We start from the raw sequence: 25,993 nt of genomic DNA, 5'->3' as shown, positions 1-25,993 counted from the left end.
TGCTGATCGTTCCCACGCTCTGCGTGGGAATGCCGTCTCGGACGCTTAGCGTCCCGTTGTCGATCAATCAATGATCAGGCTTTCTCTTCAAACACCACGTAGATCTTGCGGCACGCTTCCAGCACTTCCCAGGTACCGCTGAAACCGGCAGGGATCACAAAGCGGTCGCCGGCCCGCAGTGTCTTGGCATTCCCCTCAGCATCGCGCAACACCGACACGCCTTGCACGATCTCGCAGTACTCATGCTCGGTGTAATTGACCTTCCACTGGCCCACTTCACCTTCCCAGACGCCCGCGTTCATCTGGCCGCATGGGCTGTTGTAGTGGTTGTAGAGTGTCTGTTCGGGGTCGCCCTTGAGGATTTTCTCGGCGGCAGGGCGGTAGCGTTCGGGGGCGGTGTTGGCTTGGCTGAAATCGACGATGTCCTGGATGCTCATGTGCATTTCCCGTCTGGCCTGCAGTTGGAGAGCCCAAAGTCTATGTTTATTAAAATGAACATCGCAAGGGCGTTTGCCGCCGTTATGTCAAATATATTGAAACATCCCCAGCCGCTGGTTTAGGGTGGCAGCTGCCTTGAGCCGAACAGCAGGCTGGCCGGGCAAGCATTCGTGATGGCGCCGGGATAAACCTCCCAGGCCCTTGTATTCAATAAGAGGAGGACACTCGCATGACCACCCTGACCCGTGCCGACTGGGAACAACGCGCCAAGGCTCTGAAAATCGAAGGCCGCGCCTATATCAATGGCGAATACACCGCCGCCGTTTCCGGTGACACCTGCGAATGCATCAGCCCGGTGGATGGGCGCTTGCTGGCCACTGTCGCCAGCTGTGATGCCAGCGATGCCCAGCGCGCCGTGGAAAATGCGCGTGCCACTTTCAATTCCGGCGTGTGGTCGCGCCTGGCACCAGCCAAGCGCAAGTCCGTCATGATCCGTTTCGCCGCGCTGCTCAAGGCTAACGCCGAAGAGCTGGCGCTGCTCGAAACCCTGGACATGGGCAAACCCATCAGCGATTCCCTGAACATCGACGTCCCCGGCGCGGCGCAAGCCCTGAGCTGGAGCGGCGAGGCGATCGACAAGATCTACGATGAAGTCGCCGCCACGCCCCACGATCAACTGGGCCTGGTGACCCGCGAGCCCGTCGGCGTCGTTGGCGCCATCGTGCCGTGGAACTTCCCGTTGATGATGGCCTGCTGGAAACTCGGCCCGGCGCTGTCTACCGGCAACTCTGTCATCCTGAAGCCGTCCGAAAAATCCCCGCTCACCGCCATCCGCATCGCCGCGTTGGCCGTTGAGGCTGGTATTCCAAAAGGCGTGTTCAACGTGCTGCCTGGCTATGGCCACACGGTAGGTAATGCGCTGGCGGTGCATATGGACGTCGATACCCTGGTGTTCACGGGCTCCACCAAGATCGCCAAGCAACTGTTGATCCGCTCCGGCGAGTCGAACATGAAGCGTGTATGGCTGGAAGCCGGTGGCAAGAGCCCGAACATCGTGTTTGCCGACGCGCCGAACCTGCAAGCGGCGGCCGAATCCGCCGCCAGCGCCATTGCCTTCAACCAGGGCGAAGTCTGCACTGCCGGCTCGCGCCTGCTGGTCGAGCGTTCGATCAAAGACACCTTCCTGCCGCTGGTGATCGAGGCCCTCAAGGGCTGGAAACCCGGCAATCCACTGGACCCAGCCACCACTGTGGGTGCATTGGTGGATACGCAGCAGATGAACACCGTGCTTTCGTACATTGAAGCTGGCCACGCCGATGGCGCCAAGCTGGTCGCGGGTGGCAAACGCACCCTGGAAGAGTCCGGCGGCACCTACGTCGAGCCGACGATTTTCGACGGCGTGACCAATGCCATGAAGATCGCCCAGGAAGAGATCTTTGGCCCCGTCCTGTCGGTGATCACTTTCGACAGCGCCGAAGAAGCCATCGCCATCGCCAACGACACCCAATACGGCCTGGCTGCGGCGGTGTGGACGGCGGACATCTCCAAGGCACACTTGACGGCCAAGGCTCTGCGCGCCGGCAGCGTGTGGGTTAACCAGTACGATGGCGGCGACATGACTGCACCGTTCGGTGGTTTCAAGCAGTCGGGTAATGGCCGCGACAAGTCGCTGCATGCATTCGACAAGTACACCGAGTTGAAGGCGACCTGGATCAAGCTCTAAGCAACACGGCTGATCCCCCTGTAGGAGCGAGCCTGTGTGGGAGCTGGCTTGCCTGCGATAGCATCACTGAGGTGTGGCTGACACACCGAGGCGTCTGTATCGCAGGCAAGCCGGCTCCCACATAAGCTCGCTCCTACAGTTCGTTTTGCAAAGCAGAATTATCCACAGGAGCATGGCAATGCGTTGGGCGACTTATTTCGCCGTGCTGGCCTCGGTACTCAGCGTTGGCCTGGCCCTGGGTGTCAGCATGCCGTTGGTATCCTTGCGTCTTGAAGGCTGGGGTTATGGCAGTTTTGCCATTGGCGTAATGGCCTCGATGCCGGCATTCGGCGTACTGCTGGGCGCCAAGGTTTCCAGCCGCATGGCGTCCTGGCTCGGCACTGCCAACCTGATGCGCCTGTGCCTGTGGGCCGGTGCGGTGTCCATCGGCTTGCTTGCAATCCTGCCCAGTTATCCGGTGTGGCTGGTGCTCAGGCTGATGATCGGGGTGATCCTGACCATCGTATTTATCCTGGGTGAAAGCTGGATCAACCAATTGGTGGTCGAGCGGTGGCGTGGCCGGCTGGTGGCGCTCTACGGCTGCAGCTATGCCTTGAGCCAGCTGTCGGGGCCGTTGCTGCTGGGCCTGATTGGCACCGACCATGACTACGGCTTCTGGGTCGGCGCAGGCCTTTTGGTGGTGGCGCCGCTACTGTTGCTAGGACGTACCGGGGCGCCGACGGCGGATTCGTTCAGCGTGACATTTGGCGACCTGTGGCGCTTTTGCCTGGGCCTGCCGGCGATTGCCTGGGCCGTGGCGTTGTTTGCTGCGTTCGAAGCGATGATCCTGACGCTGTTGCCGGTGTACTGCCTGCAACAGGGTTTTACTGCCGAGATCGCCTTGGCGATGGTCAGCACGGTGGTGGTGGGCGATGCGTTGCTGCAATTGCCTATTGGCGCGCTGGCCGACTATCTGCCGCGACGTACCCTGTTTCTGGCCTGTGCACTGCTGTTGCTGGCGTCGAGCCTGGCGGTGCCGTTATTGGTGCACACGTTGCTGATCTGGCCGGTGTGGGTGCTGTTCGGCGCCAGTGCCGGCGGGTTGTTCACCTTGTCGCTGATTTTGATTGGCGAGCGCTACCGCGACGATGCGTTGGTGCGTGCCAACGCTCACGTGGCGCAGCTGTGGGGCATTGGCTGCCTGATCGGGCCGCTGGTGGCAGGAGCGGGCAGCCAGTGGATCAGCGGGCATGCGCTACCGCTGCTGATGGCCGCCGGGGCGCTGGGTTTGGTGGTGCTGTTGCTGCGCCAGGGGGCTTTCGGCGCTACGCAGCCGGCCTGACCTTTAACGCGGCCAATGTGGGAGCTGGCTTGCCTGCGATGACGGTTTGTCAGCCAGCTTATTTGTTGTCTGGCACACCGTTATCGCGGGCAAGCCCGGCTCCCACAGGTGATCCGCAGGGGTTTTAGAGCATGCGTTCCAGGCCAACACTGGTGGCGAACCAGGCATTGAACCGTCGCCACCAACTGCCCGGTTCGCGGGTCAGGGTGTGCATCTGGCCGTTGTCTTCTGTCACCCACACCACCTGGCCGTCCTGCAGTTTGGCCTCATAGCTCAACGCCGGCGCCATGCCTTCCAGCGCCAGGTTGCGCACGTGTTCAGCCAGCTCGGGACTGTCCACCAGTACGCCGACTTCGGTGTTCCACAGCACTGAGCGCGGGTCGAAATTGAATGAGCCGATAAACGACTTTTCTCGGTCGAAGATCATCGCCTTGCTGTGCAGGCTGGAGTCCGAGCCGCGCCAGCTGCCATGCCGAAACAGGTGCGGGCCGCTGCTTGCGCTGGGGTCGCCCGGTTGCCGGCGCAGCTCATAGAGCTTTACTCCGTGCTCCAGCAGCGCCTTGCGATACGGCGCATAACCGCCGTGCACGGCCGGTACGTCGGTGGCTTCGAGGGCGTTGGTCAGCAGGCGCACCGAAACACCCGCATCGGCACGCCCTGTGAGGTAGACCAGCCCAGGTTGGCCCGGTACGAAGTAAGCCGAAATCATGATCAGCTCATGGCTGACACCCGCCAGCTCTGGCGCCAGCTGAGTGGTCAGCAACAGTCGGGGGTCGGGGTCGGCCTTGGCCAGTACCTTGCTCGGCGCGTCCCACAGCGCCTGGTTCCAGGCCCAGATCAACTCGCGGCGCCAGATGTCCATGCGGGGCTGGGTCTGGTAAGTGCGCAGGCGGTTATACAGCGCGTGGTTCTGCTGACGGGACTGAGCCAGGGAGGCTTCAAGGCGCCCGCGGGCGACGGCGAGGTCGACCTTGGAGGGTTTGTTCGAGACGAAGTCATCGATAGGCTTGCTCAAGGCGCTGTTCCAGTACTGGTCGAAGCTGTGACCCAATTGCTCGGCCACCGGCCCGACGCTGAGCATGTCGATGTCTGTGAAATTCAGGTTAGGTTCGGCGTCGAAATACTCGTCGCCCAGGTTGCGCCCGCCAACGATGGCCACGCTGTTATCGGCCAGCCACAGCTTGTTATGCATGCGCCGGTGTTGCAGTGACAGGTTGAATACACGGCCCATGGCGCGCGTGACGCCGGTGCTACGGCCCAGATGCAGCGGGTTGAACAGGCGTATCTGCACCTTGGGATGGGCGGCGAGGGTGGCGATGATCTGGTCGAGGCCATCGCTGGTGGTGTCGTCCAGCAGAATCCTTACTCGCACCCCGCGGTCGGCGGCCTTGAGCAGTTCGTCCACAAGCATGCGTGTGCTGATGCCGTCGTGCACGATGTAGTACTGCAAGTCGAGGCTGGTCTGGGCGTTGCGGATCAACTCGGCACGTGCCATGAAGGCTTCACTGCTGTTGGGCAGCAAGCGGAAGCCCGAGCGTCCTTGGTAGGGGGCGGCCTGGGCCTGGATCGAGCGACCGAACGAGGAGTCCTTCGCCGGCAGGGCATCGCTGGGGATGCGCGGGGTGTCGACCGTGGCACAGCCGCCCAGGGCCAGGGCGCCCAGCAGGCAAAACGGTAAAAGCCGTCGAATCATCAAGGAAACTGCTTCCAGGTCAGGGCGGTTGTGGCATATGACGGCATTTGCTCGGGAAAGGTCAGTCCGCCGTCTCTTGCAGCATCTTGCGTGCAGCGGCACCTACCTTGCGCACGGCCTCTTCAATCTGCGTCGTTGGCTTGGCAGCGTAGTTCATGCGCAAGCAGTTACGGTACTTGCCGGAGGCGGAGAAGATACTGCCTACAGCCACCTGTACACCTTGTTCCACCAGCACGCGGTTGAGCTTCAAGGTGTCGAAGCCCTCCGGCAGCTCAATCCATAGCATGAAGCTGCCTTGGGGCCGGCTGGCGCGCGTGCCAGCGGGGAAATAACGGCTGACCCAATCGAGCATCAAGTCGCGATTACGCTGGTATTGGGTACGCATCCTACGTAAATGAGGCTCGAAATGACCGCCTTTGAGGAATTCGGCAATGGCAATCTGCGGCTGCGTGGCCGTAGAGCCGGTGCTGATGTATTTCATGTGCAGCACCCGCTCCAGATAGCGTCCCGGTGCGACCCAACCAATGCGCAGGCCGGGCGCCAGAGTTTTGGAGAACGAGCTGCACAGCAGCACACGGCCGTCTTCGTCGAAGGATTTGATGGTGCGCGGGCGTGGGTAGCTGTAGGCCAGCTCGCCATACACATCGTCTTCGATAATCGCCACGTCAAAGCGCTGGGCCAAGGTCAGCAAGGCGCGTTTGCGCGCTTCCGGCATGATGTAGCCCAAGGGGTTGTTGCAGTTTGGGGTGAGCTGGATGACTTTGATCGGCCACTGTTCCAGCGCCAGCTCCAGGGCCTCCAGGCTGATGCCGGTGAGCGGGTCGGTGGGGATTTCCAGGGCTTTCATGCCCAGGCCCTTGAGGGTCTGCATGGCACCGTGGAAGCTGGGCGAATCCACCGCGACGATATCGCCGGGCTCACAAATGGCGTGAATGCTGGCGGAGAGGGCTTCGTGGCAGCCAGTGGTGATCACGATGTCTTCGGCGCTCAGTTGGCAGCCGGAGTCCAATGACAGCCGGGCGATTTGCTCACGCAGTTCCATACAGCCGAGGATATTGTCGTAATACAGCCCCGGCAGGTCTTGGCGCCGGCTGACACGGGCGAGGCTACGCAGCAACGGCTTCAAGGTAGGCGACAATACATCCGGCATGCCTCGGCCCATCTGTATGACGTCTTTGCGCGGCACCGCACGAATCAGTTCCAGCACCAGGTCCCATTGGGAGATTTCCACTGGTCGTTGGGCCGGGCGGCCTATCTCGGGCAGTGCCGGCAGTTCACGGCCCACCGGAACAAAATAGCCCGACTTGGGCTTGGGCATCGCCAGGCCGTTGTCTTCGAGCAACCGATACGCCTGCTGCACGGTGCTCAGGCTTACCCCATGTTCCACACTCAAGGCCCGCACCGAGGGCAGTCGATCGCCCGGACGATAGAAGCCCTGTTCAATACGGGTGCCGAGCAATTCGGCGAGGTTGACGTAAAGGGTCATGGGTGGTCGCTCCCGAGGGACCAGTACAGATAGGGGAAAAATACAGGATTCAACCACTCAAAGGCAGCATCTGTATGTATTTAATAAAAGTTGGCTGAATCTGTAATGGTTCTGGCCGCCCACGCATGCTGATCACTCAAGGCAACAGGCCAATGAGGGGCAGTCAAATGAGCGGCATGAGCGATGTACGGCTGGCGTTACGCAGTCAGGAACTGGACGTGGCGCAGGAGCAGGTGATCACTGCCTCGGCGCCTGGCCGCTGGAATCTGTTCTGGCGCCGTCGCCATACGCGCAAGGCCCTGCTGGATCTGAGCCGCGAGCAGTTACGCGACATCGGGCTGACCGCCGATCAGGCGCGCCGTGAGGGTTTGAAACCCTTCTGGCGCGATTGATCAGAGCAGTTCTTTGAGGCGGTGCCAGAGCATCCCCAGTGCCAGCAGCGGCGAACGCAGGTGTTTACCGCCGGGGAAGGTGATGTGTGGCACTTGGGCGAACAGATCGAAACGCCCCTGTTGCTGGCCGCTGATGGCCTCGGCCAGCAGCTTGCCCGCCAGGTGCGTGGCGTTGAGGCCATGGCCGGCATAGGCCTGGGCGTAATACACGTTGGGTTGATCGGCCAGGCGGCCAATCTGCGGCAGGCGGTTGGCGCCGATGCCGATCATGCCGCCCCATTGGTAGTCGATTTTCACATCTGCCAATTGGGGGAATACCTGCAGCATCTTCGGTCGCATGTAGGCGCCGATGTCCTTGGGGTCTCGACCGGAGTAGTGGCAGGCGCCGCCGAACAACAGGCGACGGTCGGCGGACAGGCGGAAGTAATCCACCGTCACGCGCTGGTCACACACGGCCATGTTCTGCGGTAACAGGCGGGTGGCTTGCGCCTCGCTCAAGGGCTCGGTGGCAATGATGTAGCTGCCGGCAGGCAACACCTTGCCGCTCAGTTGCGGGTTGAGCCCGTTCAGGTAGGCGTTGCAGGCCAGTACCAGGGTCTTGGCGCGCACAGTGCCTTGGGCGGTATGCACCTTGACCTCAGGGCCATAGTCGATACGGGTCACTTGGGATTGCTCGTACAGCGCCACGCCCAACTGCTGGGCAACGGCAGCCTCACCCAGTGCCAGATTCAGCGGGTGCAGATGGCCGGAACCCATGTCGATCATGCCGCCTACATAGCGATCAGAGCCGATTACGGTGCCCATCTCGCTGGCTTGCAACAGGCGCACTTCGTGGCGGTAGCCCAGGCTGCGCAGCTCTTCGGCATCCTCGGCCAGGCCCTGCAGGTCGCGGGGTTTGTTGGCCAGGTCGCAGTAGCCCCAGGTCAGGTCACAGGGGATCTGGAAGCGCTCCACACGCTCGCGCACGATCTCCACGGCTTCCAGGCCCATCAGCTTCATCTGGCGCACGCCGTCGCTGCCGATCACCTGGGTGAACTGATCCAGCCCGTGGCCGACACCGCGAATCAACTGGCCGCCATTGCGCCCGCTGGCGCCCCAACCGATTTTGCGCGCCTCCAGCAACACCACGCGAAAGCCGCGCTCGGCCAACTCCAGGGCGGTGTTGAGCCCGGAGAACCCCCCGCCGATCACACAGACATCGGCGTTCACCTCACCCGTCAGCGTCGGGTAATCCGGTTGCGGGACGCTGCTGGCGGCGTAGTAGGAAGCGGTGTGCCGGGCGCTGGCGGTCATGGGGAACCTCCCTGTCTGGAAAATTTGACGCAGGATACAGGGGTCGCACGACGCTGTCTGCGCGGGGCTTTTTGCGTCAGAATCCACGTCTATTCGCCGTTCGGTATGGGTTTCGATGAGTTGCAACAGTCAGAAAATCAGCGCGCTGCGTCGCCAGATTCCTTCGTTCGAGTGCGTCCCCGGTTGCCACGACTGCTGTGGGCCGGTGACCACCTCGCCCGAGGAAATGTCGCGTCTGCCGCGCAAGACCGCTGCCGAGCAAGAGGCGGCGATGGACGCGCTGAACTGCGTACACCTGGGGCCCAAGGGTTGCACGGTGTATGACGAGCGGCCGCTGATCTGTCGCCTGTTCGGCACCACCAAGACCTTGCCGTGCCCCAATGGCAGGCGGCCAGTGGAGCTGATTCATCCGCGGGTGGAGAAGCATATTCATGAGTACATGGCGAGTACCCGGCAGGTGTTGGTCTAGCGGATGTACTCGGTTAAAACTGTGGGAGCTGGCTTGCCAGCTCCCACATTTGACCGTGTTGTGTCACTGGGTCAGTCAGGGATCGGCAGGTTCAGGCTCTCTTTCACCTCTTCCATCACGATATAGCTCTTGGATTCCCGCACATGGGGGAGTTTGAGCAGGATATCGCCCAGCAATTTGCGGTACGACGCCATCTCCGAGATTCGCGCTTTCACCAGGTAGTCGAAATCACCCGACACGAGATGGCATTCCAGCACGTGAGGCAGTTTCAGCACGGCTCGGCGAAATTCTTCAAAGGTGTCACCCGACTTGTAATCCAGGCTGATCTCGACAAATACCAGCAAACTTCCCTTCAAATGCTGGGGATTGAGCCGTGCGTTGTAGCCCATGATGATCCCTTCGCGCTCCAGGCGCCGCACGCGCTCGGTGCAGGGCGTGGTGGACAGCCCGACCTTTTCCCCCAGCTCCGTGAACGAGATGCGCCCGTCGGTTTGCAGGATGCGCAGGATATTGCGGTCGATCTTGTCCAGCTCCCGCTTGGTCTGGGTGTTGGTACGCATAGGGGATACGCCTCTGTCAAAAGGGTTTTTGCCAAGAATTGTCGCCAAATATAGGCATTTATATAGTGAAATGCACTGCCGATTGTTTTTTACACTGCGCCCATCATTGCTCGAATAACACACGTCAGCGGCTGAGCCCGCGATGAGGATATAAAAATGCGCGTTCTGGTCTTGGGTAGCGGCGTCATTGGGGTGACCAGTGCCTACTATTTGGCGCGGGCCGGCTTCGACGTTGTGGTGGTTGATCGTCAGCCTGCCGCTGCCATGGAAACCAGTTTCGCTAATGCCGGTCAGGTGTCCCCTGGCTACGCCTCGCCATGGGCCGCGCCGGGTGTGCCGCTCAAGGCCATCAAATGGCTGCTTCAGCGCCACGCGCCGCTGGCGATCAAGGCCACCGCCGATATCGACCAATACCTGTGGATGGCGCAGATGCTGCGCAACTGCACGGCTAGCCGCTACGCGGTGAACAAGGAACGCATGGTGCGCCTGTCCGAGTACAGCCGCGACTGCCTTGACGAATTGCGCGCCGAGACCGGCATTGCCTACGAAGGGCGCAGCCTCGGGACTACCCAACTGTTCCGCACCCAGGCCCAGCTCGATGGCGCCGCCAAGGACATCGCCGTGCTGAAAGAGTCCGGCGTGCCATTCGAATTGCTCGACCGAGCCGGCATTGCCCGGGTTGAACCGGCCCTGGCCAGCGTCACCGATATCCTCGCGGGTGCCTTGCGCCTGCCCAACGACCAGACGGGCGATTGCCAGATGTTCACCACGCGCCTGGTCGAAATGTGCAAACAATTGGGCGTGGAATTCCGCTTCGAACAAGACATCCAGCGCCTGGACTACGCAGGCGACCGCATCAACGGTGTGCTGATCGACGGCAAGCTGGAAACTGCCGACCGCTATGTACTGGCTCTCGGCAGTTACTCGCCCAAGTTGCTCAAGCCATTGGGGATCAAGGCGCCGGTGTACCCGCTCAAGGGTTATTCGCTGACTGTGCCGATCACTAACCCGGCAATGGCGCCGACCTCGACCATTCTCGATGAAACCTACAAAGTCGCGATCACCCGTTTCGACAACCGTATTCGCGTCGGTGGCATGGCTGAAATAGCCGGTTTTGACCTGTCGCTGAACCCGCGGCGACGTGAAACCCTGGAGATGATCGTCAACGACCTTTATCCTCAGGGCGGCGATCTGGCCCAGGCCAGTTTCTGGACCGGCCTGCGCCCGACCACCCCGGACGGTACACCGATTGTGGGTGCCACGCCGTTCAAGAACCTGTTCCTGAATACAGGCCACGGTACCCTCGGTTGGACCATGGCCTGTGGTTCAGGTCGCTTGCTGGCCGACCTGATGGCGAAGAAAACGCCGCAGATCAGCGCCGCAGGCCTCGATATTTCCCGTTATGGCAACCACCAGGAGTCCGCACAACATGTCAATCCAGCGCCAGCTCACCAATGAGCGCATGAGCCAGATCGTTGTCCACAGCGGTACCGTGTACCTGGCAGGGCAAGTTGGCGACGACATGAGCGCCGGGATTGAGCAGCAGACCCGTGAAACCCTGATCAATATCGAGCGCTTGCTGGACCTTGCGGGTACCGACAAGTCCAGGTTGCTGTCGGTAACGATCTACCTGAAGGACATCGACGCCGACTTCGCTTTGATGAACGCGGTATGGGACAAATGGCTGCCCAAAGGCGTCGCCCCGGCCCGAGCCACGGTCCAAGCCAAGCTGTGCGAACCCGAGATTCTGGTAGAGCTGTCTGTCGTGGCTGCGCTGCCTTAACAACGATCCCTCTCCCGGTGCCGGCGTTGTTGGTCGGCACCGGTTTTTTATTGACTTTGCTGCCTAGAAGCCTGCCGCCATGCGTCCAGCCCGTGCCCTGATTGATCTCCAAGCCCTGCGCCATAACTACCAATTGGCCCGAGAAGTCACCGGGGCCAAGGCCCTCGCCGTGATCAAGGCCGATGCCTACGGCCATGGCGCGGTGCCCGTGGCCCAGGCACTGGAGGCGCAAGCCGACGGGTTCGCGGTGGCGTGCATCGAGGAAGCGCTGGAACTGCGCGCCGCCGGCATTCGTGCGCCGGTGTTGCTGCTGGAAGGTTTTTTCGAAGCCGACGAGTTGCCGCTGATCATCGAGCAGGATTTGTGGTGCGTGGTGCATTCGCTTTGGCAGTTGGACGCCATCGAGCAAGCTCGTTTGAGCAAGCCGCTGACAGTGTGGCTGAAGCTGGACTCGGGCATGCACCGTGTGGGCCTGCACCCCAAGGATTACCAGGAGGCGTATCAGCGCCTGCTGGCGAGTGGCAAAGTGGCGAAAATCGTGCTGATGAGCCATTTTGCCCGCGCCGATGAGCTCGATTGCGTCAGCAGCAACGAACAAGTAACGGTGTTTGAGGCGGCGCGCCAGGGGCTGGCGGCTGAGGTCAGCCTGCGCAACTCACCGTCTGTATTGGGCTGGCCAAGCGTGTCCAGCGACTGGGTGCGCCCCGGTATCATGCTTTATGGCGCAACGCCCTTTGGCGAAGACCAGGCCCTCGCCGCGCGCTTGCAGCCTGTGATGACCCTGGAGTCCAAAGTCATCTGCGTGCGCGAGTTGCCGGCCGGTGAGCCGGTGGGCTACGGCGCCAGGTTCGTCACGCCCAAGCCGATGCGCATCGGCGTGGTTGCCATGGGTTATGCCGACGGTTACCCACGTCATGCGCCGACCGGTACCCCGGTGCTGGTCGCTGGCCAGCGCAGCCGGCTGCTGGGGCGCGTGTCCATGGACATGCTGTGTGTCGACCTCACCGACTTGCCCCAGGCGGGCCTTGGTTCCACCGTAGAGTTGTGGGGCAAGCACATCCTCGCCAGTGATGTTGCCGTGGCCGCCGAGACCATCCCCTATCAGATTTTCTGCAATCTGCGCCGAGTGCCAAGGCTCTATAGCGGCGCTTAGCCGCCGGCAACGAACCGAGCACACCGGGATTTAGGCCCAAGTGTTGTAAATACTGAACGCTGTCGCCATGATAACGCTCAATTACAACAAAGCCTGAATCCTAGGAGGCTCCTGCATTGGACGTCGGCGAACGACTGCAATCCATCCGTAAACTCAAAGGTCTTTCCCAGCGTGAGCTCGCCAAGCGTGCGGGCGTCACCAACAGCACCATTTCGATGATCGAGAAAAACAGCGTCAGCCCCTCGATCAGCTCCCTGCGCAAGGTGTTGGGCGGTATCCCCATGTCCATGGTCGAGTTCTTCTCCGAAGAAGTGCTCCAGGAAATACCGACGCAGATCGTCTATAAAGCCAATGAGCTGATCGACATCTCTGACGGTGCCGTCACCATGAAACTGGTGGGCCGGGCGCGCCCAAGCCGGGCTATCGCATTTCTCAATGAAATCTACCCTCCGGGTGCCGACACGGGCGAAGAAATGCTCACCCATGAAGGCGAAGAAACCGGAATTCTGGTGGAAGGGCGCCTGGAATTGGTGGTCGGTCTTGAAACTTTTGTGCTCGAAGCGGGCGATAGCTACTACTTTGAAAGCACCAGGCCTCATCGTTTTCGCAATCCGTTCGACGTGCCGGCGCGACTAATCAGCGCAGCCACACCCGCGAACTTTTAAGAATAGAGGCGCCCTGCCAGCGTTGCAGAGGTTCCCGCAGCTGTACACCGTGAGGCCGAATCTCCCTTTATTTAATAGGGTTGTTTCGGCCAGGCGGGCTAACCGTTATACTTTCGCCGCCTGCGAAACCGTGGCCGCAGGCGTGAATAGCCACCATTGAGGGTGAACGCGTGAACCTAATTATGAAAATGCTGGCTGCACCAGCAACCGTACTGGCCCTATGGGCTGTCAGCGCTCAAGCTGCGACCAATGATGACATTGCCAAGCGCCTGGAGCCTGTGGGCCAGGTTTGCGTCCAGGGCCAGGAATGCAAGGGCATGGAAGTTGCCGTGGCAGCCGGCGGCGGCGGCGCGAAAACCCCCGATGAGATCATCGCCAAGCACTGTAATGCGTGCCACGGCAGCGGCCTTTTGGGTGCGCCAAAAATTGGCGACACCGCCGCATGGAAAGAACGCGCCGACCATCAAGGTGGCCTCGATGGCATCCTGGCCAAGGCCATCACCGGTATCAACGCCATGCCGCCCAAAGGCACCTGCGCTGATTGTTCGGATGACGACCTCAAGGGTGCGATCAAGAAGATGTCCGGGCTGTAATCGGCCGATCTTCGTCAAAAATGCCGCTTACCAGCGGCTTTTTTGTGCCCGCGATTTGGTATTCAGGCTGTTCATTGCAGCAAAGACCCGGCAAGCTCGGTCCAACCCCTAATTCATGGAATGTTCGGGAGCAGTCGGATGGTGCAGTTGTGTTCAATCGAGCAAGCAGTTGACGACGTACTGGAGCGCCTGCCGGCGCATATCCACATGGGCATGCCGCTGGGGCTGGGCAAGCCCAATCTGTTCGTCAACGCGCTGTACCGGCGCATCGCAAAATTGCCCGAACGGGCGCTGACGCTCTATACGGCCTTGAGCCTGGGCCGTCCTACGCAGGGTGACGGTCTTCAAAAGCGCTTTATCGAACCTTTCATCGAACGAGTGTTTGGCGACTACCCCGAGTTGGATTTCCTCGCGGACCTGCACAAGGGCAGCCTGCCGAGGAATATCCGTGTGCAGCAATTCTTCATGCAGCCCGGCAGCTTGCTCCACAGCGCCGCGGCGCAACAGGATTACGTCAGCAGCAACTACAGCCATGCGGCCCGCGACATCAATGCCGCCGGCCTGAACCTGGTGGCGCAATTGGTTGCCAGTAGCAGCGAGCATCCCGACCGCCTGAGCCTGAGCTGCAACCCGGATATCACCCTCGACCTGATGCCCATGATCGCCAAGCGCCGCGCGGCTGGGGAGACCATCCTGGTCGTCGGCCAGGTCCATAGCGATTTGCCCTACATGCCTGGCGATGCCGAGTTGGGCATGGATGAGTTCGACTACCTGCTGGATGAAAAAGACAGCACCACGCTGTTCTCCACTCCGAACATGCCGGTGGGCTTTCAGGATCATTTTATCGGCCTGCATGCCAGCACCCTGGTGCGTGATGGCGGTACGTTGCAGATTGGCATCGGCTCCATGGGCGATGCACTGACGGCTGCCTTGCTGGCGCGCCAGGCCGACAACGAAGCCTATCGCCTGTTGCTCACCGACTTGGATGTGTACCAGTGGGCGCCGTTGATCAGCCGCGAAGGCGGCGTCGAGCCGTTTGCCCGTGGCCTTTATGGTTGCAGCGAGATGTTCGTCAACGGCCTGCTGGTATTGGCCGATGCCGGGATCGTGCGGCGCAAGGTCTACCCGGACGTGGCGACCCAGATGCAGGCCAACGCGGGCACCCTGGACGACGCGGCGCAGCCCGATGGCGTGTCGATCCATGGCGGTTTCTTCCTGGGGCCGCGCAGTTTTTACCAGCGTCTGCAGGAAATGACCCACGCCAAGCGCCAAGCATTCAACATGACCCGCATCAGCTATATCAACGAGCTGTACGGGCAGGAAGAACTCAAGCGCCTGCAGCGCCTGGATGCGCGGTTTATCAACAGCGCCATCATGGTCACCTTGCTCGGTGCTGGCGTGGCTGATCAGTTGGAAGACGGTCGCGTGCTCAGTGGTGTGGGCGGGCAATACAATTTCGTGGCCCAGGGGCATGCGCTGGAAGGTGCACGCTCAATCCTGATTTTGCGCAGCTGGCGTGAGTCGGCGGGTGAGGTCAGTTCCAATATCGTCTGGGAGTACGGCCACTGCACCATTCCCCGGCACCTGCGGGATATCGTCATTACCGAATACGGTATTGCCGACTTGCGGGGTCAGACGGATGCCAAGGTGATCGAAGCGTTGCTGAACATCACTGACTCAAGGTTCCAGCACGACTTGATTGAGCAGGCGCAAAAGGCCGGCAAACTGCCCAAGGACTTCCAGTTGGATCCGCGTTTTGCCGACAACACGCCGCAGCGGCTCCAGGCGATTCAGGCCAGGCACCGTCGCTTGTTTCCCGAATACCCCCTGGGCAGTGACTTCACGGATGAGGAGCGGGACTTGTTGCGGGCGCTGAACTGGCTCAAGAGCAAATTCAAACTCACGGAAATTCTGGAGTTGGGCAAGGCGGCACTCGACGCGCCGGAGCCGGAGGCGTTTCCCGAGCATTTGCAGCGGATGCGCTTGGATAAGCCGGAGGGCATCAAGGAAGACCTGTATCAACGCTTGCTGCTGGCCGGACTGCAGGCCACCGCCCACTGACGGCGCAACGCAAAACCTAATGTGGGAGCTGGCTTGCCTGCGATAGCGGTGTGTCAGTCGACATCTCTGTCGACTGACACACCGCTATCGCAGGCAAGCCAGCTCCCACACAGTGATTACTCGATAAAGGTCACGACACCACCGGCCAGCGACTTCACCCGCGCCAGCGACTCAACCCGATAACCCTGTGCATCCAGTTCTGCACGCCCACCCTGGAACGACTTCTCGATCACAATGCCCAAGCCGGCTACGGTCGCGCCGGCCTGCTTGATGATCGAGATCAGCGCTTGGGACGCCTTGCCGTTGGCCAAAAAGTCATCGATCACCAGCACGCGGTCGCTGCTGGTCAGGTGGCGCGGGGAGATCGCCACGGTGCTTTCGGTTTTCTTGGTGAAGGAATACACCGTGGCCGACAGCAGGTTTTCCGTGAGCGTCAAGGATTGCTGCTTGCGCGCGAAGATCACCGGCACACCCAGGTTCAGCCCGGTCATGATCGCCGGGGCAATGCCCGACGCTTCGATGGTGACGATCTTGGTGATGCCCGAATCCTTGAACAGTGCGGCGAACTCGTCGCCGATCAGTTTCATCAGTGCCGGGTCGATCTGGTGGTTCAGAAAGGCGTCAACCTTGAGGACCTGATCGGAAAGCACGATGCCTTCTTCGCGAATTTTCTTGTGCAGTGCTTCCACGGAAAGCTTCCTCTAATGGCGCGTTGTGCGCCGAAAGTAGATTAAAAAGTAGTCGATTCTAGCGCTTTAACATCGCGCGTATATCCGCCAAGGCGGTGTTGCCGCGAACGGCCTTCACCTCGGTGGGAGTGTCGTCATTGCCTTCCCAGGCCAGGTCGTCCGGCGGCAGTTCATCCAGGAACCGGCTGGGGGCACAATCGATGATTTCACCGTATTGCTTGCGCTTGGCGGCAAAGGTGAAGGCCAGGGTCTGACGAGCGCGGGTAATGCCCACGTAGGCCAGGCGGCGTTCTTCCTCGATGGTGTCGGCTTCGATGCTGGAGCGGTGCGGGAGGATTTCCTCTTCCATGCCCATGATGAACACGTAGGGAAATTCCAGGCCCTTGGACGCATGCAAGGTCATCATCTGCACGCCTTCGGCACCGTCTTCCTCTTCTTGCTGGCGCTCGAGCATGTCGCGCAACACCAGCTTGCCGATGGCGTCCTCGACGGTCATCTCGCCGTCTTCGTCTTTTTCCAGGGTGTTCTTCAACGCCTCGATCAGGAACCAGACGTTGCCCATGCGGTAATCGGCGGCCTTGTCGCTGGAGCTGTTGGTGCGCAGCCAGTTTTCATAGTCGATGTCCATGACCATGCTGCGCAGGGCGCTGATCGGGTCTTCGCCGGCGCACTGCTCGCGGACCTTGTCCATGAAGCGCTTGAAGCGTGACAGGCGATCAGTGAAGCGCGTGTCCAGGTGTTCGCCCAGGCCGATTTCGTCGGTGGCGGCGTACATCGAGATCTTGCGTTCGGTGGCGTAGTTGCCGAGCTTTTCCAGGGTAGTGGAGCCGATTTCCCGGCGCGGCACGTTGATCACGCGCAGGAAAGCGTTGTCGTCGTCCGGGTTCACGATCAGCCGGAAGTAGGCCATCAGGTCTTTGACTTCCTGGCGTCCGAAAAAGCTGTTGCCGCCCGACAGGCGATACGGCACCTGGTGATGCTGCAGCTTCAGCTCGATCAGTTTGGCCTGGTAGTTGCCGCGATACAGGATCGCAAAGTCGCTGTAGGGCCGGTCGGTGCGCAAGTGCAGGCTGAGGATTTCCACGGCGACGCGCTCGGCTTCGGCGTCTTCGTTGCGGCAGCGGATCACACGGATCTCGTCACCATGGCCCATCTCGCTCCACAGTTGTTTTTCGAACTCGTGGGGGTTGTTGGAGATCAGCACGTTGGCGCAACGCAGGATGCGGCTGGTGGAGCGGTAGTTCTGCTCCAGCATCACCACTTTCAAGGAGGGATAGTCTTCCTTGAGCAGCATCAGGTTTTCCGGGCGGGCGCCGCGCCAGGCGTAGATCGACTGGTCGTCGTCGCCCACCACGGTGAACTGGTTGCGCGTGCCGATCAGTAACTTCACCAGCAGGTATTGGCTGGCGTTGGTGTCCTGGTATTCGTCCACCAACAGGTAGCGCACCTTGTTCTGCCACTTCTCCAGGATGTCCTTGTGCTCCTGGAAAAGCTTGACTGGCAGCAGGATCAGGTCGTCGAAGTCCACAGCGTTGAACGCCTTGAGCGTACGCTGATAGTGGGTGTAGACGATGGCAGCGGTCTGCTCCTTGGGGTTGCGTGCAGCTTCCAGGGCTTCGGCGGGCAGGATCAGGTCGTTTTTCCACGAGCCGATCATGTTCTTGATTTCGTCGACGCCGTCGTCGCCCGCGTATTCCTTCTGCATGATGTCGGTCATCAGGGCCTTGACGTCGGTCTCGTCAAAGATCGAGAAGCCCGGCTTGTAGCCCAGTCGCACATGCTCCTTGCGGATGATGTTCAGGCCCAGGTTGTGGAAGGTGCACACGGTGAGGCCACGGCCTTCGCCACCCTTGAGCAGGGTGCCGACCCGCTCTTTCATTTCCCGCGCCGCCTTGTTGGTGAAGGTCATGGCGACGATGTACTGGGCGCGGATGCCGCAGTTCTGGATCAAGTGCGCGATCTTGCGCGTGATCACGCTGGTCTTGCCGGAGCCTGCACCGGCGAGCACCAATAGAGGGCCGCCGACGTAGTTCACGGCTTCTTGCTGCCGGGGATTGAGTCGGGACATACGGAATTTCAGGGGTCGTTGTTCAAAAGGGCGGGCATTTTAACAGGCTGGAAAGATTCTGCTGCCATAGAACGACGGTGTGACGTACCACTCGATCTAAATTTGCCGGTTTTGCTACTTTGCCGCAGGATGTTAAGGATTATTCGAGACTAATATTTACAGTCTGCGTGTTTGATAACACCTATCATTTGTCATCCTTTGTCATTGTCAGGCCGCACGTCATAATGGCACCGCTAATGAAATTTTGCAGAGTCTAGGGAGTTAGCGTGTCTACGCCTGTCGAACCCTTGCGTTTGCTGCTGCTGGCCGATGAGCCCGAGTGGGCAGCGTTGTTGCGCGAGTGCCTGGAGCCGATGGGCGAAGGGGCTGTGCTGATCAGTGCGCCCAACTGGGACTCGGTAAGCCGCCTGTTCGATGACGACCAGGGTGCTGTGTTATTGACCACGCCCAGCCTGCAGCCCGGCCCCGGCCGGTGCAGCCTGCCGTGTGTATTGCTGCTGGAGCAGGAGCCACTGGTGTCGCCGCTGGGTGTCAGCGATTGGTTGGTGTCGGATGCATTGGACGCCGACACCTTGCGCCGCTGCCTGCGCCATGTGCGCGAGCGCGGCGTGCTGGAAAACACCTTGCAGCGCCTGGCCGAGCAAGACCCGCTCACCGGTATTGCCAACCGTCAGGGCTTCCAGACCTTGCTGGCCGCCCGGCTGGCAGAAAACGAAGGCCGTGGCCTGGCCCTCGGCCATCTGGACCTGGACAATTTTCGTCATGCCAACGATGCCCTCGGCCATCAGGCGGGCGACCGTTTGATCCTGCAAGTGGTGTCGCGGCTCAAGAGCCAGCTCGAAGCCGGGGACCAACTGGCGCGCCTGGGCAGCGATGAGTTTGCCTTGTTGATCGATACCCGCCGGGCGCCCCAGCGCGCCGAATGGATGGCCGAGCGCATCACCGAAGTGATGGCCGAACCCTATTGGGTGGATGGCGAAAGCCTGTTGATCGGTTGCAGCCTGGGCATGGCCCATGCTCGAGCCCGCGCTGGCGCCGACCCGTTGATGTGGCATGCCCATATCGCCATGCAGCAGGCCAAAAGCACCCAAGGCTGTACCTTTCATATCTTCAATGAACGCATCAACCGCAACGCGCGCAGCCTGGCCGACCTGGAAAGTGAACTGCGCCGGGCTTTGCGTCGCGATGAGTTGGAGCTGCATTACCAGCCGCGACTGGACCTGGACGATGGTCATATCGTTGGCCTCGAAGCTCTGGTGCGCTGGCGCCACGGTGAACGCGGCTTGTTGCCGCCTAGCGAATTCGTGCCGCTGGCCGAACAGAGTGGTCTGATCGTGCCATTGGGCTACTGGGTGATCTCCCGAGCTCTGCGCGACATGCAAGACCTGCGTGAACGCGGCCTGCCGCCGCTGCACATGGCGGTCAACCTGTCGTTTCGCCAGTTCCAGGACAGTCAGTTGCTGTCTACCCTCAGCCGCCTGATTGCCGAGCGCGGCGTGGAAGCGCAATGGCTGGAGTTCGAATTGACCGAAACCGCCGTGATGCGCCGCAGCGACCTGGTCAAGCAGACCATGGACGCCCTTGGCCGGCTGGGTGTGCGGTTTTCCCTGGATGATTTCGGCACCGGTTTTTCGTCGTTTGTGCACCTCAACAGCCTGCCGATTGCCTTGTTGAAGATCGACAAGAGCTTTGTCGGCGGCATGGAAGAGCGCGAAGAAAACCGCAAGCTGGTGCACGCCATGATCAACCTGGCCCACAACCTCAACCTGGAAGTGGTCGCCGAAGGCGTGGAAACCCCTGAGCAGCTTGAGCTTTTGCGCTTGTTTGGGTGCGACCAGGTCCAGGGTTACCTGATCAGCAAGCCGTTGCCGCTGCCCGAGCTGGTGGAAAACCTGATGTTCGGGCAAAGCCAGCAGGCGCTGTTGGGTTAAGCCTTCAAAGTGGTTCAAATGTGGGAGCTGGCTTGCCTGCGATAGCGGTCGTTCAGCTAATAATGATTAGCCTGACACACCGCTATCGCAGGCAAGCCAGCTCCCACATGTGCCGCGTGTACTCGCTAGTCAGGCAGGGCCGCTCGGAATCCAACAGGAGCATCCGGCTCCTGCCGAATCATCCGCTTCATTTTCGCCTCAAATGCCCAGGTCAGGCTCACCGCCGCACACGCCAGGCCCAGTGCCAGGCCCCACCAGACGCCTGTTGGCCCCCAACCCAGGGTGAACGCCATCAACCAGGCTGACGGTGCGCCAATCAGCCAATAGCAACCCAGGCCCACCAGGAAGGTGGTCTTGGCGTCCTTCAAGCCACGGATACAACCCATGGCTATGGTCTGCACGCCATCGAACAATTCAAACCAGGCGGCGACGGCCAGCAGGCTCACCGCCAGGACGATGACGTCATGGAACGCCGGGTCGTCATGGTCGAGGAACAGTCCGATCAGCGGGTCGGAAAACAGCCACAGTACCGCCGCAAACCCCAACATCACCATGGCGCCGAATCCTATGCCCACTCGTCCGGCCAGGCGTGCCTGCAGCAACTGCCCGGCGCCGTAATGCTGGCCGATGCGCATGGTCACCGCGTAGGACATCCCCGCCGGCACCATGAAGGCCACCGAGACAATCTGCAGGGCGATCTGGTGTGCCGCCAACTGCGTGCTGCCCATGGTGCCCATGCACAACGCCGCAAAGGCAAACAACCCGACCTCTACCGCATAGGTGCCGCCAATCGGCAGGCCCAGACGCCACAGCTCGCGCAGGTAGTGGGTATTCAGGCGCAGCAGGCCGGTGCCCAGCGGGTAGGCGGCGTAGGCGCGGTTGCTGCGGATGTACCACATCAGTGCTAGCGCCATGCCATTGGCGACGATGGCGGTCACCAGGCCGATGCCCATCAGGCCCAGTTTCGGCAGGCCGAACATGCCTTCGATCAGCGCATGGTTGAGCAGGTAGTTGACCACGGTGCCGCACAGGCTGATCACCATCACCGGGGTGGCCTTGCCGATGGCGCTGGTAAAGCCGCGCAGGGCCATGAAGCTCAGGTAGCCGGGCAGGGCAAAGGGCAGGATCGTCAGGAATTGCCCGGCCGCATGCACGTTGGTTTCGGTCTGGCCGAACATCAGCAGCACCTGCTTCAAGTTCCATAACAGCAACGCCGCCGCCAGGGCCATCAACCACGCCAGCCACAGCCCGGCCTGGGTCAGGCGAGTGGCGCCGTCGATATCGCCCGCGCCATGGCGAATGGCGACCAGGGTGCCCACGGCTGCGATCACGCCGATGCAGAAGATCGCCACGAACGAATAGCTCGCCGCGCCCAGGCCTCCGCCGGCCAGTGCCTCGGGGCTCAAGCGCGCCATCATCAAGGTGTCGGTCAGCACCATCAGCATGTGCGCCAACTGTGAGGCAATCAACGGCCCCGATAGCCGCAGAATGGCCCAGAGTTCGGTACGTGCCGGATGTTGCATGATCATCACACTCGAATGGTCAGGAAGGTGGGGAAGGGTTGATTCTCGGCGCATTCAGCGCATTGCACAAAAGGATAAAAGCGATCGTTGGCATGATTAAAACTCATGCATGAGCGATTCTGGTAGGGTTTCCAGATTGCGCAGTCGGAGCTTTCAGCATGTCTCGTCGTCTTCCTCCTCTTTATGCCTTGCGGGCATTTGAAGCGGCCTCCCGTCACCACTCGTTTACCCGTGCGGCTGAGGAATTGTCGATTACCCAGAGTGCGATCAGCCGGCATATCCGTACGCTCGAAGATTATTTCGCCTGCCGATTGTTCCAGCGCAGCGGGCGCACGTTGCAGCTCACGGAAGCGGCGCGTTTGTTGCTGCCAGGCGTACGGGAAGGCTTCGCTGCCCTGGAGCGTGCTTGCCATACCTTGAATGCCGAAGATGACATCCTGCGTATGAAGGCGCCGTCCACCTTGACCATGCGCTGGCTGCTTGCGCGGTTGAGTCGCTTCCGCGCATTGCAGCCAGGCAATGAGGTGCAACTCACCAGTGCGTGGATGAGCATTGATGAAGTGGACTTCAACCAAGAGCCATTCGACTGCGCGGTGTTGCTCAGCAACGGGCACTTTCCGGCGGACTGGGAGGCCAGTTATCTGTTTGCGGAAATGCTTATCCCGGTGGGAGCGCCGAATCTGTTGGACGACGGTCCCTGGGACGTGACGCGGCTGGCAACCGCCGAACTGCTGCACCCGACGCCTGACCGCCGCGACTGGCGTTACTGGCTGCAGCGCATGGGGTTGTCATCTCACGTTTCACTCAAGGGTGGGCAGGTGTTCGACACGCTTGAATTGGGCATGATAGCCGCCGCCCGAGGCTATGGCGTCTCCATGGGGGATTTGCTGATGGTGGCCGAAGACGTGGCGCAGGGACGCTTGAGCCTGCCGTGGCCTACGGCCGTGGCCAGTGGGGAAAGCTACTACCTCGTGTGGCCGAAAACCCGTCCGGGTGGCGAACGTTTGCGACGGCTGGCGGAATTTCTTCAGGGTGAAGTCAAGGCGATGGAATTGCCTCAGGTTGAACGCCTCGATTGAGTAGGGCCGGACCGTTTGTGCAATCGTTTGCGGGATACCCCTGTGATTCGCTCAAGTATTGCCAAATGCCGCCGAAGAAAGGTGTTGGAACCCTCGTGCACTACCGTTTCCCACTAGATAATTTGCCGAGCAGCGCTATGAGATCAGGATGATCCTGGCCTCGGCCAGGAGCTGTCATGTCTCAACCTCGTGCCCGGATTGCCTCCCAGTTAGGCCTTGCACTCGCCGTGATTCTGGCTGTCGTGATCAGCGGCAGTACGGTCTTTGCCTTGCGTACCCTCGACTCCGCCAACCTCGCCACCCGCGAGGAACACTTGGCCAGCGAGGCGCGTTTGCTCGCCGACCAACTCAACACCTTCCACAGCACCTTGCGTGAAAGCACCCAGCGTTTGAGCGGGCTGTTTGAAAAGCGCTTCGGCGCCGGCTTGAGTGTGCGTGCGGACCAGCCCGTAGCCGTGGCCGGCGTGCAGACGCCGAGCCTCTACCTGGGCAATGAGGTGCTGAACAATAACTTCGAAGAGGTGGATGAGTTCAAGCAGATGTCCGGTGGCGTGGCCACGGTGTTCGTGCGCAGCGGCGACGATTTTATCCGCGTCAGCACCTCCCTGACCAAGCAGGACGGCAATCGCGCCATTGGCACCGTGCTCGACCGTCAGGGCGCGGCCTACCAGCGCGTTGTGAGCGGCCAGACCTACATCGGCCGTGCCGTGTTGTTCGACCGCTCCTACATGACCCAATACAGCCCCGTACGTGACAGCAGTGGGCAGGTCATCGCCGTGCTGTTCATCGGTTTCGATTACACCGATGCGCAGAACGCCCAGTTTGAAAACCTCAAGCGCTTCCGCATCGGCCAGACCGGCTCCCTCGCGCTGCTGGATGAGCAAAAGCACTGGCTGGTGCCGCCGGCTGGCGTGCAAGCGCCGGATCAGGCGATTGCCGTGATGCTCGACCTGGCGAAAAAGCCGGGTGCTGGCCGTTTCTGGAGCGACAAAAACGAAGATTTCTATAGTGTCTCGGTGCCGTTTGAAGGCGGCCCTTGGGCGGTGGTAGCGAGCATGCCCAAGGCTGAGATTCGCGCAGTGACCTGGGAAGTCGGCATCCGCCTGGTGATCGGCAGTGTGCTGGCGATGTTGCTGGCAGTGGGCGCCACGGTGTGGCTGTTGCGCAGCAAGCTGGCGCCATTGAGCGAGCTGGTGCGCCAGGCCCAGGCCCTGGGTGCGGGCGATTTGAGTGCGCGGCTCAATGTGTCCAGCCATGACGAAATCGGCCAGCTGGCGCGTAGTTTCAACCAGATGGGTGAGGCGCTGTCGACCATGGTGTCGCATATCCGTACCGCCGCCGAACAGGTCAACAGCCGCGCCCAGGCGCTGTCGGGCTTGTCCGGCGGTGCCTATGAAGGCATGGAGCAGCAGTCCGGCGAGATCACCAGCATGGCCGGTGCGGTGGAAGAGTTCAGTGCTACCTCGCTGAACATTGCCGACAACATGGGCAACACCGAGCGCCTGGCTCAAGAGAATGCCCAGCAAACCCGTATCGGCCGCAGTTCGATGCAAGAGGCGTCATCGTCCCTGGAACATATCGCCACTGCGCTGAACAGCACCGCTGCCGTGATCAACACCCTGGGCCAGCGTTCCCAGGAAATCGGCGGGATCGTCGGCGTGATTACCGCCATCGCAGAACAGACCAACCTGCTGGCGCTCAACGCTGCCATCGAGGCCGCGCGCGCCGGCGAGCAAGGCCGTGGCTTCGCCGTGGTCGCCGACGAAGTGCGCAACCTGGCTTCGCGCACCCGCCAGGCCACCGATGAAATCTCCGGCATGATCCAGAGCATCCAGCAGGAAACCGGTAACGCCATCAGCACCATGGAGCACGGCAATGCGCTGATGCAGGAAGGCCTGTCGCGCAACGCCGATGTGGCCTCGGCCCTGGCGCGTATCGACGAGCAAAGCCGCTCGGCCGGCCAGCAATTTGCTGCGATCACCACCGCCACCCAGGAACAGAGCAGCACCGCGACCTTGCTCAGCAGCAACCTGCAGAGCATTGCGCTGGCCAACAGCGAGCAGCGTGAAGTGGTGTCCAACCTGGCGGTTACCGCCAAGGAACTGGAGACCTTGGCGGCAGGCTTGCGTCATGAGGTGGATCGGTTTCGTTGAGGCTCAGGCCTCCCCAAGCCCTGGGTCTACGCGCTTGCCAATGTCCTTGAGCCGCGCCAGTTGGTCGACCATGCCTGGCGCTTCGTCCAGGCTGGTGACGAAGGTCCACAGATAGGTCATGACGGCGTAGATGTGGCCGGCCTTCACCGCTGGGGACATGGCCAATTGGCTGATCGCAACCACGAACAGTAAGGCCGCGGTCATGCCGATAAACAGGAACGCCGCAGCCTCGCGGTCTGACAGCCAGATGCGCAGGCGTGACAGCACCTGGTAGTGGCGTCGCAGGGTCGGCGCGCCGACCTTTTCGACCAGGCCGATTTCTTTTTCCAGGCGGTTGTTCAGACGTTCGTGCAGCGCCTGATTGCGCTGGGCAAAACGCGGCAACAAGGTGATGCACAGCAGCAGGGCCGCCAGGCACGCCATGCCTACCCATGGCTCAATCACGATCAGCATCACTGCCGCGCCCACAATCGACACCAACGCCGTGGCGATGATAGGCACGTGCTTTTCAAAGAAGTCGACAAACTCCCGAGCAAGTACTACCCGTGCCGCCGATTTCGAGGTGCTGTGGTTCTGTTGGCGCTGGTTGAGAATGACCGGCACCGCAAGGTCCGCGTAGATGCGCGTGAACGTACGGGTGTCCAGCGCCCGTCTCGCCGCCCCAACGGCCCAGAACGCCATGACCACGGCGGCATACAGCAACGCACTGGTGGTATCGCCACGGATAATCGAATCCACCGCGAACCCGGCAAACAGTGGGTAAGCCAACAACAGCGCGTTCTCCAGCGCCACCAGCGACAAGGTGCAAGACAGCTTGCCGGGATAGGCTCTGGCAATAGCCTTGAGGGTCTGGCTGGCAGACTGCTGGCCGATTTTCTTGCTTTCTTCGATCAGAATTTGTGGGGTGACGGATGTCATGG

22 protein-coding genes and 1 pseudogene are annotated in these 25,993 nt (G+C 61.0%); 14 read left to right on the top strand and 9 right to left on the bottom strand.

The annotated features are described in order from the left end of the window. Nucleotides 1-74 precede the first annotated feature (74 nt). Complete coding sequence (locus tag JFT58_RS02055) at nucleotides 75-437, bottom strand: cupin domain-containing protein (RefSeq protein ID WP_014720478.1); 363 nt, start codon at nucleotides 435-437, stop codon at nucleotides 75-77. A gap of 230 nt (nucleotides 438-667) precedes the next feature. Here JFT58_RS02055 and JFT58_RS02050 point away from each other — a divergent pair, with 230 nt between their 5' ends. Together JFT58_RS02050 and JFT58_RS02045 are read left to right on the top strand one after the other, a co-directional pair. Next, complete coding sequence (locus JFT58_RS02050) at nucleotides 668-2,161, top strand: aldehyde dehydrogenase (protein ID WP_054896028.1); 1,494 nt, start codon at nucleotides 668-670, stop codon at nucleotides 2,159-2,161. A gap of 178 nt (nucleotides 2,162-2,339) precedes the next feature. Continuing rightward, on the top strand, nucleotides 2,340-3,482 hold the full coding sequence (locus tag JFT58_RS02045; RefSeq protein WP_054896027.1) for an MFS transporter: 1,143 nt from the start codon (nucleotides 2,340-2,342) through the stop codon (nucleotides 3,480-3,482). Between the two features lie 124 nt (nucleotides 3,483-3,606). Here JFT58_RS02045 and JFT58_RS02040 read toward each other — a convergent pair whose 3' ends face one another. Beyond that, the gene (locus JFT58_RS02040; RefSeq protein ID WP_054896026.1) at nucleotides 3,607-5,175 is read right to left on the bottom strand and encodes a phospholipase D family protein; all 1,569 of its coding nucleotides are present in this window, start codon (nucleotides 5,173-5,175) and stop codon (nucleotides 3,607-3,609) included. Between the two features lie 61 nt (nucleotides 5,176-5,236). Further along, nucleotides 5,237-6,661, bottom strand: coding sequence for an aminotransferase-like domain-containing protein (locus JFT58_RS02035; protein ID WP_054896025.1), 1,425 nt, complete (start codon nucleotides 6,659-6,661; stop codon nucleotides 5,237-5,239). A 167-nt stretch (nucleotides 6,662-6,828) separates the two neighbouring features. On the opposite strand from JFT58_RS02035, the gene JFT58_RS02030 reads away from it, so the two are divergent. Next, on the top strand, nucleotides 6,829-7,053 hold the full coding sequence (locus tag JFT58_RS02030) for a DUF1127 domain-containing protein (protein ID WP_054896024.1): 225 nt from the start codon (nucleotides 6,829-6,831) through the stop codon (nucleotides 7,051-7,053). Here JFT58_RS02030 and JFT58_RS02025 read toward each other — a convergent pair whose 3' ends face one another. After that, nucleotides 7,054-8,346 (bottom strand): NAD(P)/FAD-dependent oxidoreductase, encoded by a 1,293-nt coding sequence (locus JFT58_RS02025; protein WP_054919714.1) that lies wholly within the window; start codon nucleotides 8,344-8,346, stop codon nucleotides 7,054-7,056. Nucleotides 8,347-8,461: 115 nt separating this feature from the next. Here JFT58_RS02025 and JFT58_RS02020 point away from each other — a divergent pair, with 115 nt between their 5' ends. Further along, on the top strand, nucleotides 8,462-8,815 hold the full coding sequence (locus tag JFT58_RS02020) for a YkgJ family cysteine cluster protein (RefSeq protein WP_054896022.1): 354 nt from the start codon (nucleotides 8,462-8,464) through the stop codon (nucleotides 8,813-8,815). A gap of 71 nt (nucleotides 8,816-8,886) precedes the next feature. Here JFT58_RS02020 and JFT58_RS02015 read toward each other — a convergent pair whose 3' ends face one another. Then, a complete protein-coding gene (locus tag JFT58_RS02015; RefSeq protein ID WP_003176896.1) occupies nucleotides 8,887-9,375 on the bottom strand; it encodes an Lrp/AsnC ligand binding domain-containing protein in 489 nt (162 codons plus the stop codon). A 156-nt stretch (nucleotides 9,376-9,531) separates the two neighbouring features. On the opposite strand from JFT58_RS02015, the gene dadA reads away from it, so the two are divergent. From dadA to JFT58_RS01985, 6 genes are all read left to right on the top strand, one after another. Beyond that, the gene (gene dadA, locus JFT58_RS02010) at nucleotides 9,532-10,833 is read left to right on the top strand and encodes a D-amino acid dehydrogenase (protein WP_054896021.1); all 1,302 of its coding nucleotides are present in this window, start codon (nucleotides 9,532-9,534) and stop codon (nucleotides 10,831-10,833) included. Next, nucleotides 10,805-11,158, top strand: a complete 354-nt coding sequence (locus tag JFT58_RS02005; protein ID WP_034129083.1) for a RidA family protein — start codon at nucleotides 10,805-10,807, stop codon at nucleotides 11,156-11,158. The genes dadA and JFT58_RS02005 overlap by 29 nt, the downstream gene beginning before the upstream one ends. A 79-nt stretch (nucleotides 11,159-11,237) precedes the next feature. Next, nucleotides 11,238-12,311 carry an alanine racemase gene (gene alr, locus JFT58_RS02000; protein ID WP_034129082.1) on the top strand — a complete coding sequence of 358 codons (1,074 nt, stop codon included), beginning with the start codon at nucleotides 11,238-11,240 and terminating at the stop codon, nucleotides 12,309-12,311. 116 nt (nucleotides 12,312-12,427) lie between these two features. After that, entirely contained in the window at nucleotides 12,428-12,976 is a 549-nt protein-coding gene (locus tag JFT58_RS01995) for a cupin domain-containing protein (protein WP_014720470.1), read from the top strand. Nucleotides 12,977-13,158: 182 nt separating this feature from the next. After that, nucleotides 13,159-13,569: a c-type cytochrome gene (locus JFT58_RS01990; protein WP_034129081.1), complete on the top strand. Its 411-nt coding sequence runs from the start codon at nucleotides 13,159-13,161 to the stop codon at nucleotides 13,567-13,569. A 138-nt stretch (nucleotides 13,570-13,707) separates the two neighbouring features. Then, complete coding sequence (locus JFT58_RS01985; RefSeq protein WP_054896020.1) at nucleotides 13,708-15,630, top strand: acetyl-CoA hydrolase/transferase C-terminal domain-containing protein; 1,923 nt, start codon at nucleotides 13,708-13,710, stop codon at nucleotides 15,628-15,630. Between the two features lie 116 nt (nucleotides 15,631-15,746). Here JFT58_RS01985 and JFT58_RS01980 read toward each other — a convergent pair whose 3' ends face one another. Together JFT58_RS01980 and rep are read right to left on the bottom strand one after the other, a co-directional pair. Then, complete coding sequence (locus tag JFT58_RS01980) at nucleotides 15,747-16,319, bottom strand: xanthine phosphoribosyltransferase (protein ID WP_003195447.1); 573 nt, start codon at nucleotides 16,317-16,319, stop codon at nucleotides 15,747-15,749. A 58-nt stretch (nucleotides 16,320-16,377) separates the two neighbouring features. Further along, on the bottom strand, nucleotides 16,378-18,387 hold the full coding sequence (gene rep / locus JFT58_RS01975) for a DNA helicase Rep (protein WP_005792464.1): 2,010 nt from the start codon (nucleotides 18,385-18,387) through the stop codon (nucleotides 16,378-16,380). A gap of 266 nt (nucleotides 18,388-18,653) precedes the next feature. Here rep and JFT58_RS01970 point away from each other — a divergent pair, with 266 nt between their 5' ends. Then, nucleotides 18,654-20,318, top strand: coding sequence for a putative bifunctional diguanylate cyclase/phosphodiesterase (locus tag JFT58_RS01970; protein WP_198834282.1), 1,665 nt, complete (start codon nucleotides 18,654-18,656; stop codon nucleotides 20,316-20,318). 125 nt (nucleotides 20,319-20,443) lie between these two features. Here the strand turns inward: JFT58_RS01970 and JFT58_RS01965 are convergent, their stop codons facing one another. After that, a complete protein-coding gene (locus JFT58_RS01965) occupies nucleotides 20,444-21,847 on the bottom strand; it encodes a NorM family multidrug efflux MATE transporter (protein WP_198834281.1) in 1,404 nt (467 codons plus the stop codon). Nucleotides 21,848-21,999: 152 nt separating this feature from the next. On the opposite strand from JFT58_RS01965, the gene JFT58_RS01960 reads away from it, so the two are divergent. The 3 genes and pseudogenes from JFT58_RS01960 to JFT58_RS30705 all read left to right on the top strand — a co-directional run bounded on the left by JFT58_RS01960 (nucleotide 22,000) and on the right by JFT58_RS30705 (nucleotide 25,073). Further along, nucleotides 22,000-22,920, top strand: a complete 921-nt coding sequence (locus JFT58_RS01960; protein ID WP_014720465.1) for a LysR substrate-binding domain-containing protein — start codon at nucleotides 22,000-22,002, stop codon at nucleotides 22,918-22,920. Nucleotides 22,921-23,096: 176 nt separating this feature from the next. Then, nucleotides 23,097-24,170 (top strand): annotated as a pseudogene (locus tag JFT58_RS30710) (Cache 3/Cache 2 fusion domain-containing protein); the annotation flags it as partial. Between the two features lie 42 nt (nucleotides 24,171-24,212). Beyond that, entirely contained in the window at nucleotides 24,213-25,073 is an 861-nt protein-coding gene (locus JFT58_RS30705; protein ID WP_430459260.1) for a methyl-accepting chemotaxis protein, read from the top strand. A 3-nt stretch (nucleotides 25,074-25,076) separates the two neighbouring features. Here JFT58_RS30705 and JFT58_RS01950 read toward each other — a convergent pair whose 3' ends face one another. Further along, nucleotides 25,077-25,991 carry an ABC transporter six-transmembrane domain-containing protein gene (locus JFT58_RS01950; protein WP_034129060.1) on the bottom strand — a complete coding sequence of 305 codons (915 nt, stop codon included), beginning with the start codon at nucleotides 25,989-25,991 and terminating at the stop codon, nucleotides 25,077-25,079. Nucleotides 25,992-25,993 lie beyond the last annotated feature (2 nt).

It is taken from the genome of Pseudomonas sp. MF6767 (assembly GCF_016405475.1).
GTDB lineage: Bacteria > Pseudomonadota > Gammaproteobacteria > Pseudomonadales > Pseudomonadaceae > Aquipseudomonas > Aquipseudomonas paracarnis.
Note: the sequence above shows the minus strand (reverse complement) of the source record. Positions and strands in the feature narration are given on the sequence as shown.